Below are 15,948 nucleotides of genomic sequence, written 5' to 3'. Positions count from 1 at the left end.
TATGAATAAAGAAAAACGCTACCAAATACTTACACGCTTGCGCGATAACAACCCAAACCCAGAAACGGAGCTTGAATATTCAAGCCCGTTCGAGTTACTTGTTGCTGTTACACTGTCAGCGCAAGCCACTGATGTTGGTGTTAATAAAGCAATCAGAAAACTATTCCCTGTTGCAAATACACCACAGGCTATTTTAGATATAGGCCACGATAAACTCCGTGATTATATAAAAACCATAGGCTTATTTAATTCTAAAGCTGCCAACGTTTATAAAATGTGCCAAATATTGGTAGATAAATATGACAGCATCGTACCTGAAAACCGCGAAGCCCTAGAAGCCCTACCCGGTGTTGGCCGAAAAACAGCAAATGTGGTACTCAACACCGCCTTCGGCTGGCTAAAAGATAATGAAGGTAGATACTTTTTAGCAGTAGATACTCACATCCAACGTCTTGCAAACCGTACTGGTTACGCTAAGGGTAAGACTGTTGAGCAGACTGAACAGGCTATAATTAAAAATACGCCAAATAAGAAAGAATTTATGTTTAACCTCCATCATTGGTTTATTTTACATGGGCGCTATACGTGTACAGCGAGAAAACCAAAATGTGGAAGTTGTATAATTGAGGATTTGTGTGACTATAAAGAGAAAACTGAGTCATAGTTAAGAGTAGTTATTTTTTAATTAGCATAAACCTTTTAACGGTCACATCTTTAGTTTCTATTTAAGAAGCTGGCGATTTGATTCTCATATGAGCCTTTATTCGGCCAGCACCAATTAAATTGAAAATTTGCGTTAACTTCAGAATAGTTTGAATTTAAGCGAGGTGTTGCAAATAGATTATGATTTATTAATTAGAGCCCAGCTAAAACCTAAAATTTAAATACGGAGTTAATTGGAAGCTATTTCCGGTTTGTGCCATAAGCCGACCTTGAGACACATAAAGATTAAGACTGCAAAGATACGAAAGCGGAAGTTAGCTTTGGCCTGTTTAACGACAAATATTCCGACAAAGCAGTCATGACTATTAGTTTATTGTTAAATCTAATCTTTCTTTTCGTTCATCTACTCAATAACCCCACGCTAAACGTGACTTTAGCGTGGGGTTAGAGTTCACAGTCATTTTATCTGGATAGCTCTTTTATTTTTTTCTCTGAAAACCAGCGATATAAAACAGGTAAAACAAATAATGTTAACAGTGTTGCAGTTACCAAGCCGCCAACAATAACACTCGCTAAGGGGCGCTGTATTTCTGCACCAACACCATTAGACATTAACATCGGTATCAAACCTAAAGCTGATGTTATAGCAGTCATAAGTACAGGTCTTAATCTTGAAGTAGCGCCTTCAAAAACGGCTTTAGATGCTTCTAGACCGTCTTTAATACGTTGGTTGATACTTTCTACCATAACGACCCCATTCAATACCGCTACACCAAATAAGGTAATAAAGCCAACGGAGCTTGGTACAGACAAGTATTGTCCAGATAAATATAAGGAGAAAACTCCGCCAATTACAGCAAGCGGCACGTTGACCAATATCAGCATAGCTTGACCAACAGAACCAAAGGCAAAGTAAAGTAGTAGTGCGATTAGTGCTAACGATAAAGGTACAACTATAGCTAACCTATTTTGAGCACGTTTTTGACTTTCGAACTGGCCGCCAATCGAAACAGAATAACCTGAAGGTAAGTCAACCTTTTCAGCAATTACCGTTCTGATATCGGCAACCACGCTTCCCATATCTCGATTTTGTACATTTGCTTGGATAACGACTCTTCGTTGTACATCATCGCGTCTAACTTGTGGTGGGCCTGACTCAAATGAGACTGAGGCTACGTCACCCAGTCGCACCCAAGCACCAGTAGGTGATTGAAGCCGAATATCAGCAATAGCTTCTTTGTTACTTCGGTACTCTTCCTCTATGCGAACGTAAATATCATAACGTTCATTACCATTGATTATTTGTCCGGCTTCAACACCACCAATACCATCACGCACAACCTCCATTATGTCACTCACAGACAATCCAAAGCGCGATAGTTCTTGCCTGTTAGGACTTATCACCAATTGCGCTTCACCAGCAATTTGCTCCAATGCAACATCCCTTGCACCTTCAATGTTTTTAATTGCTGTTTCTATTTCTTGACCTTTAGCCGCCAGTACCTCAAGTTCAGGCCCAAACAACTTTATCGCCAACTGAGCCTTAACACCAGATAGTAGCTCATCGACACGAGTCGCAATAGGTTGAGAAAAGTTGAGTAGCAACCCAGGGAATTCTTCTAAAGATCTCTCCATTTTTCCTTGAAGTTCATATCGATTAGATGCACTGGTCCACTCAGAAACAGGCTTCAACCCTATGTAAATTTCGATGTTATTCACAGGCTCTGGGTCTCCACCTATTTCTGCTCGACCAATTCGGCTTAATGCATAGGTTACTTCAGGGAAAGCCATTAGTTTTTCTTCTAGAATTGGTGCCACAGTGAGCGCGGTATCTAAACTGGAAGAAGGTGCAAGCGTTGCTCTTAAGTTTATCGTCCCTTCTTCTAACTCAGGTACAAATTCAGTACCAATTAATGGAACTAATGCAAAGGCAGAGAAAACTAATATAAGTGCGGCTGAAATGACTAATTTGGTGCGTTTTAGTGCGAATGTAAGCCCTTTTCTGTAGAGTTTGTCTAATGGCCTAAGAACAAAGCTTTCCCTCTCTTTTACACCTGACTTAAATAAATAAGTTGCCAGTGCAGGTACGATAAACAACGCAACCACAATCGCAGATACAACGGCTAAGATGATGCTTATTGCCATAGGTTGGAATAACTTTGCTTCAACCCCTTCAAAGCTGAACAATGGCGCAAATACGACTAAAATAATCGAGGCAGCAAAAAAGACGGGACGAGCCACTTCTTTACCTGCATTTTGCAGACGTAATTTAATGCCGTGCTCATCGTGTTCTACATCGTGCGGATCTGCGTCAGAAGTTGGAACACGTTCCTTTACCGATTTCGAATGTGTCGCGTCAGGTCTATTTAAATGTTTAAACATATTTTCAACCATAACCACTGAGCCATCTACAAGCATACCAATAGCGACCGCTATGCCACCCAGTGACATAAGGTTTGCAGAAATGCCCCACCAAGCCATGATCATTAACGCGATACCAATTGAAATTGGAATAGATATTAATACCAAGAAGGTTGCACGTATATTCATTAAAAATAGTGCTAATACAATACAGATGAAAATAAATGCTAGTAATAGTGCATCAACTACTGTATCAACGGCTTTTTCAATCAAATCAGCCTGATCATAAAATGGTTCAAAGCGAACACCTTTAGGCAATGCTTGATTAATTAATGGGATTCTTGCATTGATACCATCAATGGTGGCTTTAGTATTAGACCCCATGCGTTTTAAGACAATGCCAGAGACAACTTCACCTAAATTTTCGACTTTACCGTCTTCGGTTTTGCGCGTCATTGTGACAGCACCTTGACGAATTTCACTGCCCATTTCAACTTTAGCAATATCCGAAACCGTCACAACTGTCCCATCAACTGTTTTGACGGGAACTTGTTTGATATTACTAATACCAGCGTCACCACTTTCAAACCAACCTGCACCTCTAATAACAAGCTGCTCTTGCCCACGGTTCATATACCATCCGCCAACATTGGCATTGTTGTTATCTAGGGCACCAACAACGTCTTCTTGCGTTAGGTTATAAGAAAGAAGCTTAGATGGATCTACATTTACTTGGTACTGCCTAACAATACCTCCAAAGGAGAGTACATCAGTAACACCATCGACAGGCATAACGAGTAATTTTACTACCCAATCATTGAGACTCCTGAGTGCCATAGCATCATAGCCTGCATCTTTATCTGAAATAAGAAGGTACTGAAATACTTGGCCTAGCCCTGAGGTGTTTGGCCCCATTTCGGGTGTGCCGACACCTTCTGGTATCAGTTCTTTTGCGGCTTGAAGACGCTCAAATACAAGTTGTCTTGCAAAGTAAATGTCGGTGCCTTCTTTGAAAACAACCGTGACGCCAGACAAGCCTGTTTTAGAAATTGAGCGCACTTGTTCTACATCAGGTAAGGCATACATGACCGCTTCAATGGGGTACGTAATGAGTTGTTCAACTTCTTCAGCAGCTAGTCCTGGCGCTTCAGTATTTACAGCAACTTGAACATTAGTAACATCAGGAAAGGCATCTAAATTTAGTTTTGGTATAACCATAATTGCGCCGACAATTGTGGCAAACAGCGCAATCAAAATCAGGAGTCTATTATTAACAGACCAATCTATTATTTTATTAAACATAGTCTTGCTCCTTAGTGGTTATGCGGATCAAATCCGCCTTTAGCGATTTCAGAAGCAACAAAAAATGCGCCTTTGGTTACAATTCGCGTCCCACTATCAAGGCCAATGATTTCCCTAAAATCACCTAAGGCTCGGCCTAGTTCTACTTCTACAGCTTTAAATTCTCCAGGGTGGTCTTCGACAAATACGGTCCAATCACCATCTGCGCTGCGGATCAATGCTTCTTCTGGCACAGCCATCACTTTCTGCTTTGTGGCAAACTGAAAGTAAACTTTTACAAACATACCTGAATGAAGGTTATCATCAGCATTCTGTACCCCCAATCTAATAATTCTTGTACGAGTTACGGGATCAATTGTATGGGCTTCTTGGATAACTTTGGCATTGTAACTCTGGCCTTCTAATTTAAGTACCGCAGGAGAATCAATTGATAAATTTAGCTTTTTATTTGGAGAAACTTTTGCTTCAACCCATAGTTGTTTTTCATCAGCTAACAACATGACTGAATCCCCAGCATCAACACGTTGCCCTTGGATAAAGTCGTCTTGAAGCACGACACCTTCACGGTGCGCCGTTAATGCATATTGCCCAAATGCTTTAATGTCTTTGTTAGAAATACCATTTATTGCTTTTTCAGTTAACCCTAAAGCAATGAGCTTGCCATAGCTCGCATTGTATGTTGTTTCAGCTTGTAATAATCGACTTTCACTCACCGTCTTATTACCCAGCTTTTTTACACGTTGCCATTCGGTTGAAGCGATTAAATAGTCAGCTTGTGCTTGTGCCATTGCTTCACTAAATAATGTAACTAACTTCTGACCTATTTCTACATACTCGCCAAGCGCTGCATGGCGACTGATAATGACTGACTCTGTACGTGGTGATACCACATAACTTTTATAGCCATTAGCTTTTATTTCGCCAGGTGCATATACGGAGCTAAATTGATATTCAGGCTTAACACTTTCCACTTTAATTTTAGCAAGCGACATCTTCTTTGGATCAATAGTGATACCTTCTTCATGTTCTTCTTCTCCCTCTTTATTACCACCTTCATGGCCGTGCTCGTCATGGTCACCTTTATCTTCTTCATGTCCCTTTTCGTGTTCATGCTCATCTTGATGTTCTTTTTCTTCTTGTTTCGAAACGTTTGTGACAGAACCAGTTCCATCTGACGACTGTGCAAAAGCATCATGATTTGTAGTAAACCCAACTAACAGGCTGCTAATTACTACGGCTAAAAATTTTTTACTAATTACTGTATTCATTTTTGTAACCTATATTTTTAATAAATTTAAGATTTCGTTTTTCGCTACTGAAAAAACAAAGCGCTCAAATCTCAAATTTGGATAACTGACCCATACTTAAAATGAAGGATATTTCTGCAAGCTTGAATTGATTTTCCAAACGTATTCCTGCATGAAGCCCTTCCGCACGTTGATTTAATGCAAGTAAGTAGTCAGAAGTATTAATATCACCAGCTTGCCAGCGCTTATTTAATAAGTTTTCGCTGCTATCTAATCTGCCTTTTGTCAGTTTTTGCCATTGCTCATAATATTTTCTACTGACATTAAGCGATTCATAATTAGCTTTTGCTTCAAAAGACTGCTTTCGATATACCGACTGAAAATTCGCCTCGGCTGCAATGGCTTCTGAATAAGCGGCTTTAACATTATCTGTATAGTTATTTCTGATGTTTAAAGGCATTGAAAAAGTCACACCAACCAAGTCTTCATCTCCACTTTTCCCTGCGCTAACGCCAATGGTTGGATTAGCTTTAGATTCCATAGTGGTTAGTTGAGCTTTAGATTGTTGTCCCTTCCATTTCGCTCTAGCAAGTTTAACTTTTGGATGTTCCTCAACCCACTGGGAGTTAAATGAGTAGCTTGTTGCTCCAAAAGTAAATGAAAACAAATTGGTAGTATTAGGCGTCCAATCAGGCAATAACTCCTGAACCTTTACCTCTGCATTTTTCAAAGCAATTTGAGACTCAGATATTTCACTAAAAATTTGCGACAAGTTTAAATAGACTAGCTCAGCGTCAAGTGGCTCTAGAAGTCCAGCTTTTCGTTTGTCTTCAACAATTCCAACGAGCGTTTGCAATTGCTCTTCTCTTTCTGAAAGTAACTGAGCAGCTTTTTTTGCTGCTTGCCAATTAACTAATGCAGTTAAGGCATTAGCCTTTTTAGAATCGAGTAGAGATAACAATTGTTGCTGGTTTGCATAAACATCAATTTCACCAATGGTTTTATTTGTTGATTGCTTATCCCAAAAATCTATCGTTTGACTGATACCAATAGAGTAATTATCAAAATCACCTTCTTTTTCATAGCTTGCTTCAAGCTCTGGGTTATATACGGCTTGAGTTAAGCTTTTGGCTCTATGATTACTTGCATTAAGTAACTCTTTAGCCGCAACAACTTCGGGATCTTTATTTATTTGACTATCTAGCCATGAAATACTTTTCTGTTTGCCATAAGTGGCAACTGAAAAACTCACAGCCATGCATAAAGACAGGGTTAAACCTGTATTTTTTAAAAATATATACATAAAACTTCTTAATTTTTTAATTTATAAACACGAACCCTTTATCCTTCTCATGGACAAATAGGTCATTAAAAATCAATCTAATTAAGAAATGGGTGGGCGAAGTATCGCTTCAAGGTAAGTATTTGTTTGATCAATTTGATAAGGCGTTTTATTGATAATGTTTAGTTTGCCCGTGGTATTTGAATTACTGACTAAAATCCAAGATAAGTGGCTGCCACTGCAATGACCGCAGTGATGACAATCTTTTTCATTATGCTGCTCATCACCTACATTATCATTTGAGACATTTCGATCATCTGCATGATCATGTTGAGTTTGAAGGTGCTCTATATCTATTTGGTGATTCTCAGATGTTGAGGATGCTACAGCAGTTAACGATTGTAAAACAATCGAAATAACCAAGAGCATTTTTAGTACAACATTAAGGTTCAAAGTTATCACCAGTTAAATATAGTATTTAAAATACTAGCAGAAACTATTTTCTTAAACTAGCTTTTCAATTCAGTTTCCACGCTTTTACATTAAATAATTTTTTATTTGACTCTATAGCCACTATAGATTTTATACTTATTTTAATATTATTACGGAATGTTAAATATGTCAGAAAAATGTAGTGGTCAGTGTCAATCATCTTCTACCAATGAAGATGTAAAAATTGATACACAATTAGATAACTATAGTGGCGCGTTTGTCAGTACATTTAAAGTACCTCAAATGGACTGTCCTTCAGAAGAGAGATTGATTAGGTTAGCACTTGACTCAATTGAGCCTTCAGTTGGGTTGCAATTTGATATTCCTAGCCGTTTAGTCAAGGTTTTTCATGATGAAAATTTAGATGAGATAACAAAAAAATTACAACAACTCAATCTCGGTGCAGAGTTGGCATCAACTAAAGAAAGTTGCAGCACCGAAGCTGCAAAAGCAAAAGATCTAGCCCAAAAAAATGAGATGAAAGAAGCATCAACGCTAAAATGGTTGTTAGCCATTAATGGAGTCATGTTTTTTATAGAAGTAATTGCTGGGATTATTGCGCAATCTGCTGGCCTTATTGCCGACTCATTAGATATGTTTGCTGATGCTGCTGTTTATGGTTTAGCTATATATGCTGTCGGTAAAAGCATAAGCATGAAACTTAGAGCGGCACATATATCTGGTGTACTTCAAATTATTCTAGCGCTAGGTGCTTTGAGTGAAGTCGTAAGACGCTTTATTTACGGTAGTGAACCTATCTCTTCTTTAATGATGATATTTGGTGGAATAGCACTAATCGCTAACATTGCTTGTCTGTTTTTAATATTTGGCAACAAAGAAGACGGCGCTCATATGAAAGCGAGTTGGATTTTTTCCGCAAATGACGTAATCGCAAACGTAGGTGTAATCTTAGCTGGCTTATTAGTTACAGTAACTAGCAGCCGTTATCCAGATTTAGTGATTGGTTTGATTATTGCTGTTGTCGTTTTAAACGGTGCTCGCCGCATCTTACAGCTAAAGTCTTAAGTAGAAAGTAGTTAAAAGAATGCACCCGTCATATTTTAAACCATATATATCATACGTGATAATGATTTTAATCGCGGTGCAGTCTGTGTTTTTTTCGCAAGAAGAGATTGAAGGAAACTTAATTGAAAGTTCTTTTAATATATCACTAACTGAGTCTATTACCCCGCTAAAAGCTCCTGAAAGCTCTAATTTATTTGAGGAGGGTAATAGCCAAACTTTAATTGATAATTGTAATTTTTGTTGCTGCTGTCAGTTATTTTTAAATACAGATTCTTCTTGTAATATTTTACAAGCAATAGAATATTTCCCTACCTACGCCTTAGTTTCCCCTGAGCTAAAAGGCTATATCTCGGTGCCATTCCGCCCACCTAAATACGCCTAAATTTTATAGAAAATTAAGAAAGGTCAAATGTTAATGACCTAAATATCACATATAAATTTATAGGAAAGTATACATGGCACTTAATACCTGTGTGCATCGCAAGATAGCAATTTTAAGGTGTGTAACACCTCGGCTTAAATATATCGCGTTTCTCGCTTTGTCACTTTTTACATTTAATGTTTATGCCTTTGAGAAGCAGTTAAACCTTCAAGAGGCAATTCAGTGGACGCTTAAACAAAATCCAGAACTTAAAATATTTGATTTCAAGCAAACGGCATTAATTGGACGAGAACAAATCGCAAGTTTAAATCCTGCTTATGAACTAGAGCTTGAAGCTGAGAACTTTGCAGGCTCAGGTGAATTTAATACATTCGACAGTGCTGAATTAACAGTCGCTCTATCTTCGGTTATCGAAATGGGAGATAAACGCTCAGCGCGGATTGGAATTGTTTCAAAATCAAGAACACTACTCACTGCTGAAAAAGAAGTCTCTGCGCTTAATTTAATGGCTCAAGTCACTGAGAAGTACGTGGAAGTACTTGCAGCCCAACAAAGAGTTATATTGGCAGAAAATGCTTTGAGCTTAGCACAAGAAACCTTAGAGATTGTATCTCAGCGTAACCGCGCAGGTGCTACTCCTGAGGCTGAAGTGAAACGCTCAAAAGCAGTTATTGCTCAGGCTAACCTCACCCTTCAATCTGAACAAAAGCGCTTGGAATATCTAAAGCTTTCTTTATCAGCTTACTGGGGAGAAACATCAGTGTCATTCTCTAGAGTAACTGGAGATCTGTTTCAGTTTGGCAATGATAGTGATTTTAGTAGTCTCTTTGCGAAATTAGAGAAAAACCCTGCTATTCAAGTTTATGCAAGTGAGCAGCGACTAAAAGAGGCCGAGTTACAGTTGGCTAAAACAGAGTCAACGGCCAATATCAAATGGTCTGTTGGTGTTAGGCGCTCTCAAGAAGCCAATGATACGGCACTGGTCGCTGGCTTTAGCTTACCTTTGTTTGCTGAAAAGCGAAATTCTGGCGCAATCGCTAGTGCGCTAGCAGAGCGTGACCAAGTTGCCATAGAGAAAGAGGCGACTAAGTTAAGATTTAGAAATCACTTACTACGAGCATACTCCAATAGAAAACAAGCCATATTAACAGCTAATTCATTAAAGCAGTCGGTTATCCCAATGCTTGAAGATGCACTGGAAGATACTCAAGACGCCTATCAAAAAGGTCGATATGGATATCTTGATTATGTATCGGCTAGACAAGAGCTGTTAAATGCTCGGCGAACCCTTATTGACGCGGCATCTGCTGCCCTAATTTATGGCGCAGAGATAGAAAAACTAACAAACGAAGCGCTGTCACTCTAAATAAACATCACTTTAAGTTTAATAACAATTTATTGATTCAGTGATTAACTGAATCGTTTAGGAATTCAAAATGAAAAACTATTTACTCGCACTATTGATTTTTATTGGGTATCTATCACCCATTCAAAGTGTTATCGCTAGTGAAGATGAACATGAAGGCGAAGAAGGCATTAGCAAAATAAACAATAACATGGCAAAAAGGCTTGGTGTTGAAACAGCCTATTTAGCTTCAAAAACGTTGAACCAAACTATCCCTGTATACGGCTCTACGACGATAGGCGCTGAACAATTATTTCAAGTTAGCGCTAGATATAACGGCGTTATAAAGACAATAAACTTCACTGTTGGTGATACGGTAAAAAAAGGCGATCTATTAGCCGTTATTGAATCTAATGAGAGCTTAAATACTTATAAAATAACATCGCCTGTTTCTGGGACTGTTTTACAGCGAAATGGAAATATTGGCGGTATCACGCAAAACACTAGCTTGTTTGAAATCGTCAAATTTGACACCTTGTGGGCTGAATTTAAGGTGTTTACCAGCCAATATAATCAAATCAAAGTCGGTCAGCATGTTGATATTGAGCAAGGTGAACACGCATTCAGTTCAGTCATCACTAATATTATTCCAGCTAAAGATCAGCCTTATGTTTTAGCACGGGTACGATTAAACAACACTGAGTTAAAGCTAACGTCAGGTCAATTATTAAAAGGCAACGTGAAGATAAACCAATTTGAGGTGGATTTAGCGGTCGAGAAAGTTGCCATACAAGAGCTAGGTGGACAATTAGGTGTCTTTGTAAAAGAAAATGAAGAGTACGAGTTTGCACCACTTGTCCTTGGTCGTTCAGACAAAAACTATATCGAGGTCATTGATGGCCTCAGTAAAGACGCTGAATATGTAAACAAAAACAGTTATCTGATTAAAGCAGATATCTTGAAATCTGAAGTAGAAGACGACGATTAGGAGACGCAATATGATTGAATCAATTTTGCGTCTTGCAATAAATAGGCGCTATTTAGTATTAAGCTTGCTGATGGTAATCATCGGCGTTGGTATGTGGAGTTATCAAAAACTTCCCATTGATGCTGTTCCAGATATAACAAACGTACAGGTACAAATAAATACCTCTGCCCCCGGTTATTCACCTTTAGAAGCGGAGCAAAGGGTAACTTTTCCAGTAGAAAACGCATTAGCTGGACTACCAAAGCTGTCTCACACCCGCTCTCTTTCAAGATATGGTTTATCCCAGGTGACCGTTATCTTTGAAGAGGGAACCGATATTTATTTCGCACGCAACTTAATCAATGCAAGATTAGCTGCGATAAAAGGCGTTATTCCCTCTGGCTTAGAGCCAGAGATGGGTCCTATTTCCACAGGGCTTGGTGAAATATTTATGTATACCGTACAAGCTTCTCCTGACGCTAAAATGCCTAATGGAGAGCCTTATACCGCTATTGCCTTAAGAGAAATACAAGACTGGATCATTAAACCGCAATTGGCTCAAGTTAAAGGCGTCATTGAGGTCAACAGCATCGGCGGCTATAACAAGCAGTATCATATAACGCCGAAACCCGAAAAATTACTTTTTCATCAGGTAAGCTTTGAAGACGTTTCTGATGCATTACGTAAAAATAATGATAACCGTGGCGCGGGTTATATTGAGCAAAACGGACAACAAGTGTTAGTGCGCTCCATCGGGCAACTTGCGACAATGGATGAAATCCTCAATGTCATCATCAAAAAGAACGATGGTATTCCTGTAAAAATAAGTGATGTTGCCAATGTTGCTATAGGCAAAGAACTTAGAACAGGGGCTGCTACTCGTAATGGCATTGAGACAGTGCTTGGTACAACCATGATGCTGATTGGTGAGAATTCTCGCACCGTTGCTTTAGAAGTGGAACATAAGCTCAGCGAAATACAAAAATCTCTGCCAAAGGGCATTACCGCAGAGCCTGTTTACGACAGAACAACGTTAGTAGATAAAGCGATTGCAACCGTTACCAAAAACCTCGTTGAAGGTGCGCTTTTAGTTATTGTTGTGTTATTTATTCTACTTGGAAATTTACGTGCAGCTCTCATTACCGCTGCTGTTATCCCTATTTCCATGTTAATGACAATCACAGGTATGGTGCAAGCAGGAGTATCTGCCAATTTAATGAGTCTCGGCGCATTGGACTTTGGCTTGATAGTGGACGGGGCTGTAATCATCGTTGAAAACTCTGTCCGTAGGTTAGCACAGGCCCAACACAACGGTCATAGGCAAGACTTAAGAGAACGCCTAAATACCGTTTTTGAAGCCACTTCAGAAGTGATACGTCCAAGCTTGTTTGGTGTGGCAATTATCACTGTTGTTTACATCCCCATTTTCACGCTAACTGGCGTTGAAGGGAAAATGTTCCACCCTATGGCGGCAACTGTCGTTATGGCGTTAATTTCCGCAATGATCCTTTCAGTTACACTGGTTCCTGCTGCTGTAGCTGTGTTTATGAAAGGTAAAATCAGCGAAAAAGAAAGTGTAGTTATTCGTTCAACCAAGTCTATTTATGAACCATTGTTAAAAATGGCGATGAAATTTCGTTGGATTATTGTTTCATTCTCAACGCTGTTAATGGGGTATAGCCTTTGGTTAGCAACTACGCTTGGGACAGAATTTGTTCCTCAATTAAATGAAGGTGATATTGCACTACAGGCATTAAGAATTCCATCGACTGGCCTAGAGCAATCAGTAGAAATGCAAGAAGTACTTGAGCAACGTATTAAAGCGTTTCCTGAAGTTGATAAAGTATTCTCGCGCATTGGCACACCAGAAGTAGCAACCGACCCAATGCCACCGAGTATTGCTGATATCTTTGTTATTTTAAAACCACGTAAAGAATGGGCCGAACCTTCAAAACCAAAAAGTGAATTAGTTGAAGAAATGGAAAAAGTACTGAAAAACATTCCAGGCAACAACTATGAATTCACTCAGCCTATTCAAATGCGTTTCAATGAATTGATTTCTGGCGTTAGAGCTGATGTCGGCATCAAAATATTTGGTGATGATTTGGATCGGTTATTACTTACCGCAAAAGATATTCTAAATATTGTGAAAACCGTGGATGGTGCCGCTGATGCTCGAATAGAACAGGTCACAGGTGTTCCATCTTTATCAGTAATTCCTAAACGAGAAGCGCTTGGTAGGTATGGATTGAACGTTACCGAATTGCAAGACTGGGTTGCCACTGCGATTGGCGGTGAATCTGCGGGGATCATTTATGAAGGTGACAGACGGTTTGAGTTAGTTGTTCGCCTACCAGAGCAAATAAGAACGGATATCGATAGCTTGAAGCATCTGCCGCTTCCACTTGAGAATGGTAACTATGTGCCAATTGAAGAAGTTGCAGAGCTTAAATCAGAGTCTTTACCCGCGCAGATTAGCCGAGAGAACGGAAAAAGAAGAGTTGTGGTTACCGTCAATGTTCGTGGTAGAGATTTAGGCGGTTTTGTAAAAGAAGTTAAAGCTAAAATTAATCAGGAAGGAGAAATTCCAGCAGGATACTGGCTTGATTATGGTGGAACGTTTGAACAACTAGAATCAGCAAGTAAGCGATTAAGCCTAGTTGTACCGATAACATTGGTTGTTATCCTAGGTATTTTGATTATAGCATTTGGTTCATTAAAAGATGCATTAATCATTTTCAGTGGCGTGCCTTTAGCATTAACAGGGGGCGTATTTTCACTTTATTTAAGAGACATGCCCTTATCAATTTCGGCAGGTGTCGGCTTCATTGCATTGTCAGGTGTCGCAGTATTAAATGGCTTGGTTATGTTGGCTTTTATTCGAGATCTTTGGCATGAAAAAGGCGACCTATACGTAGCGATCATTGAAGGTGCCATCATTCGTTTAAGACCTATTTTAATGACGGCACTGGTCGCAAGTTTAGGTTTTATTCCAATGGCGTTAAACACTGGAATTGGTGCAGAAGTACAACGACCACTAGCAACAGTTGTTATCGGCGGTATTGTATCTTCTACCATTTTAACTTTGTTTGTATTGCCTATTTTATATCAATGGGCGCATGGCGCTGAGAGTAACAAACAGCAATCCGACGAAATCTAAAAGCAAAAAAGCAGCTTAATTACTAAGTTATGCCTAATTAAGCTGCTTTTTATATTGTATGCTCCAAAATTTTATTGATAAAACTTACTCTGCTTCATCCCTACAATTTTCATTTAAAAACTCAAACTCTATCGTCGTATGCGATAAATGATAGGAAGATAATTTAGCTGCAACCTCTTGTTTAAGCTTAATTAATTCTTTAACGTCAAAGTTGTCACTCAGCTCAAGGTGCGCTGTTAAAACGTGACTTTCACCATCCAGTGACCAAAAATGCATATGGTGTATACCATTTACTTCAGGAAATTCAATTAATGACTGCTTAATACGCTCTTGGGTCTCTTTATCGGGTGCAGCTTGAAGAAAAAGCACCAATGTTGATTTAAGATTTTTGAAAACGTTAAATAAGATAAACAGCGTAAACCCTATTGATAATAGAGGATCTAATATCGGCAGTTCAACGAACAACAATACAATAGAGACTATAAGAACGGCAACCCAACCGAGTACATCTTCAAGTAGGTGCCATGTCAGCACTTTTTCATTTAGTGTTTCACCCGCTTTTAATTTGAATACCGCATAACCATTTACGGCAACACCGAGTATGGCTAGCCCTAACATCCCCTCAACTACAGGCATTTCAGGATTGGACAGCTTAGGTATTGCTTCAAATAAAACCCAAATAGAGCCGATAATCAAAACAATACTATTTACCAATGCACCAAAAAGTGTAAGTCGGCGATAACCATAGCTGAATTTGTCTGATGCTTCTTTATCTGAAAAACGACTTAAAATCCACGCAAAACCTATTGAAAGACTATCACCAAGATCGTGAACGGCATCCGCCATTATCGCCGTACTGTTTGTGAGCCAACCACCTATAAATTCGATAATGGTAAATATCACATTAAGGAAAAATGCCCAACCAATCCGGTCGTCTTTACCATGCTGATGACTGTGACTATGGTTGTGCATTTTGTACCTCCAGTACTTTTTTATTTCTTATTTTTGATACATTCATATTAATCAAATGTCGGATCACTCGTTGATACAACCAACGTTTTACACCTGATAGATTAGTACCTTTTTCGAGATAGAACTTATCTGGTGAATCATAAAGCCCAAAGTCGTCATGAATACCTTCTTTTTGAATATAGGTATCCTCTCCACGCCAATCCGTACCGGGTGAAGATAAGCACTTTGTTGCAACACCATAACCACAAAACTCATCTTTTGCTTGGCTAAATTTCTGCTGTAGTGAGCTTAAGTATTGCTCATCCAATATAAAGCCCTCTAAGTTTATCCAACGCCCTTCAAAGTAAACTTCTACCCAACTATGAATGATGTATTTAGGTGCTAACCAAAATACAAGCTTAGGATAGCACCTTTTTATAGTTGCTGATCAATGGTAAAACCTTGGAAACGACACTGGATACCTAGTCCACGCAATAGTGCCATTAACAGATTACCCTTAGTATTACATTGTCCATAACCATCTGCTAGCACATCGCTTGCTGAAATATCATCACTCTTGTTATAGCCAAACATTATTTCATCTTTTACAAACTGATAAGCGGCACCAATTTTGTTGAAATTATCCAAATTTTTCCACCCTCGTTGATCGATCAGGGATTGGATATCTTTGTGTTCAAAATTAACGATATTCGTATTGTTTAAATATTTCTCAGTCATTTTTATATATCCCTTTCGTTGCATACCTATAC

Annotated in this window: 11 protein-coding genes and 1 pseudogene; 6 read left to right on the top strand and 6 right to left on the bottom strand. The window is 38.9% G+C overall.

Features of this window, described 5'->3' with window-relative positions:
- Position 1: 1 nt before the first annotated feature.
- On the top strand, positions 2-664 hold the full coding sequence (nth, locus tag ATS72_RS01795) for an endonuclease III (RefSeq protein ID WP_058428658.1): 663 nt from the start codon (positions 2-4) through the stop codon (positions 662-664).
- A gap of 461 nt (positions 665-1,125) precedes the next feature.
- On the opposite strand, the gene ATS72_RS01790 is transcribed toward nth, so the two are convergent.
- From ATS72_RS01790 to ATS72_RS01775, 4 genes are all read right to left on the bottom strand, one after another.
- Complete coding sequence (locus tag ATS72_RS01790; RefSeq protein ID WP_058428657.1) at positions 1,126-4,326, bottom strand: efflux RND transporter permease subunit; 3,201 nt, start codon at positions 4,324-4,326, stop codon at positions 1,126-1,128.
- An 11-nt stretch (positions 4,327-4,337) separates the two neighbouring features.
- Positions 4,338-5,594, bottom strand: a complete 1,257-nt coding sequence (locus ATS72_RS01785; protein ID WP_010388432.1) for an efflux RND transporter periplasmic adaptor subunit — start codon at positions 5,592-5,594, stop codon at positions 4,338-4,340.
- Positions 5,595-5,658: 64 nt separating this feature from the next.
- Positions 5,659-6,876: a TolC family protein gene (locus ATS72_RS01780; protein WP_010388430.1), complete on the bottom strand. Its 1,218-nt coding sequence runs from the start codon at positions 6,874-6,876 to the stop codon at positions 5,659-5,661.
- 81 nt (positions 6,877-6,957) lie between these two features.
- Entirely contained in the window at positions 6,958-7,317 is a 360-nt protein-coding gene (locus ATS72_RS01775; protein ID WP_227006932.1) for a hypothetical protein, read from the bottom strand.
- 156 nt (positions 7,318-7,473) lie between these two features.
- On the opposite strand from ATS72_RS01775, the gene ATS72_RS01770 reads away from it, so the two are divergent.
- The 5 genes from ATS72_RS01770 (at position 7,474) to ATS72_RS01750 (ending at position 14,227) form a co-directional block, all read left to right on the top strand.
- Positions 7,474-8,373, top strand: a complete 900-nt coding sequence (locus ATS72_RS01770) for a cation transporter (protein WP_002962256.1) — start codon at positions 7,474-7,476, stop codon at positions 8,371-8,373.
- A gap of 85 nt (positions 8,374-8,458) precedes the next feature.
- Positions 8,459-8,755 carry a hypothetical protein gene (locus ATS72_RS01765; protein WP_232007049.1) on the top strand — a complete coding sequence of 99 codons (297 nt, stop codon included), beginning with the start codon at positions 8,459-8,461 and terminating at the stop codon, positions 8,753-8,755.
- Positions 8,756-8,828: 73 nt separating this feature from the next.
- A complete protein-coding gene (locus ATS72_RS01760) occupies positions 8,829-10,121 on the top strand; it encodes a TolC family protein (protein ID WP_002962255.1) in 1,293 nt (430 codons plus the stop codon).
- A gap of 70 nt (positions 10,122-10,191) precedes the next feature.
- On the top strand, positions 10,192-11,088 hold the full coding sequence (locus ATS72_RS01755; RefSeq protein ID WP_058428656.1) for an efflux RND transporter periplasmic adaptor subunit: 897 nt from the start codon (positions 10,192-10,194) through the stop codon (positions 11,086-11,088).
- A gap of 10 nt (positions 11,089-11,098) precedes the next feature.
- On the top strand, positions 11,099-14,227 hold the full coding sequence (locus tag ATS72_RS01750; RefSeq protein WP_002962253.1) for an efflux RND transporter permease subunit: 3,129 nt from the start codon (positions 11,099-11,101) through the stop codon (positions 14,225-14,227).
- An 84-nt stretch (positions 14,228-14,311) separates the two neighbouring features.
- Here ATS72_RS01750 and ATS72_RS01745 read toward each other — a convergent pair whose 3' ends face one another.
- Together ATS72_RS01745 and ATS72_RS01740 are read right to left on the bottom strand one after the other, a co-directional pair.
- Positions 14,312-15,199, bottom strand: coding sequence for a cation diffusion facilitator family transporter (locus ATS72_RS01745; RefSeq protein ID WP_002962252.1), 888 nt, complete (start codon positions 15,197-15,199; stop codon positions 14,312-14,314).
- Positions 15,186-15,916, bottom strand: a pseudogene (locus tag ATS72_RS01740) (transglutaminase-like domain-containing protein). Before ATS72_RS01740 ends, ATS72_RS01745 begins: the two are co-directional and overlap by 14 nt.
- Positions 15,917-15,948 lie beyond the last annotated feature (32 nt).

The organism is Pseudoalteromonas sp. 13-15 (assembly GCF_001468205.2).
In the GTDB taxonomy this organism is placed as follows: domain Bacteria; phylum Pseudomonadota; class Gammaproteobacteria; order Enterobacterales; family Alteromonadaceae; genus Pseudoalteromonas; species Pseudoalteromonas marina.
This window is presented reverse-complemented; position numbering and strand designations above follow the sequence as displayed.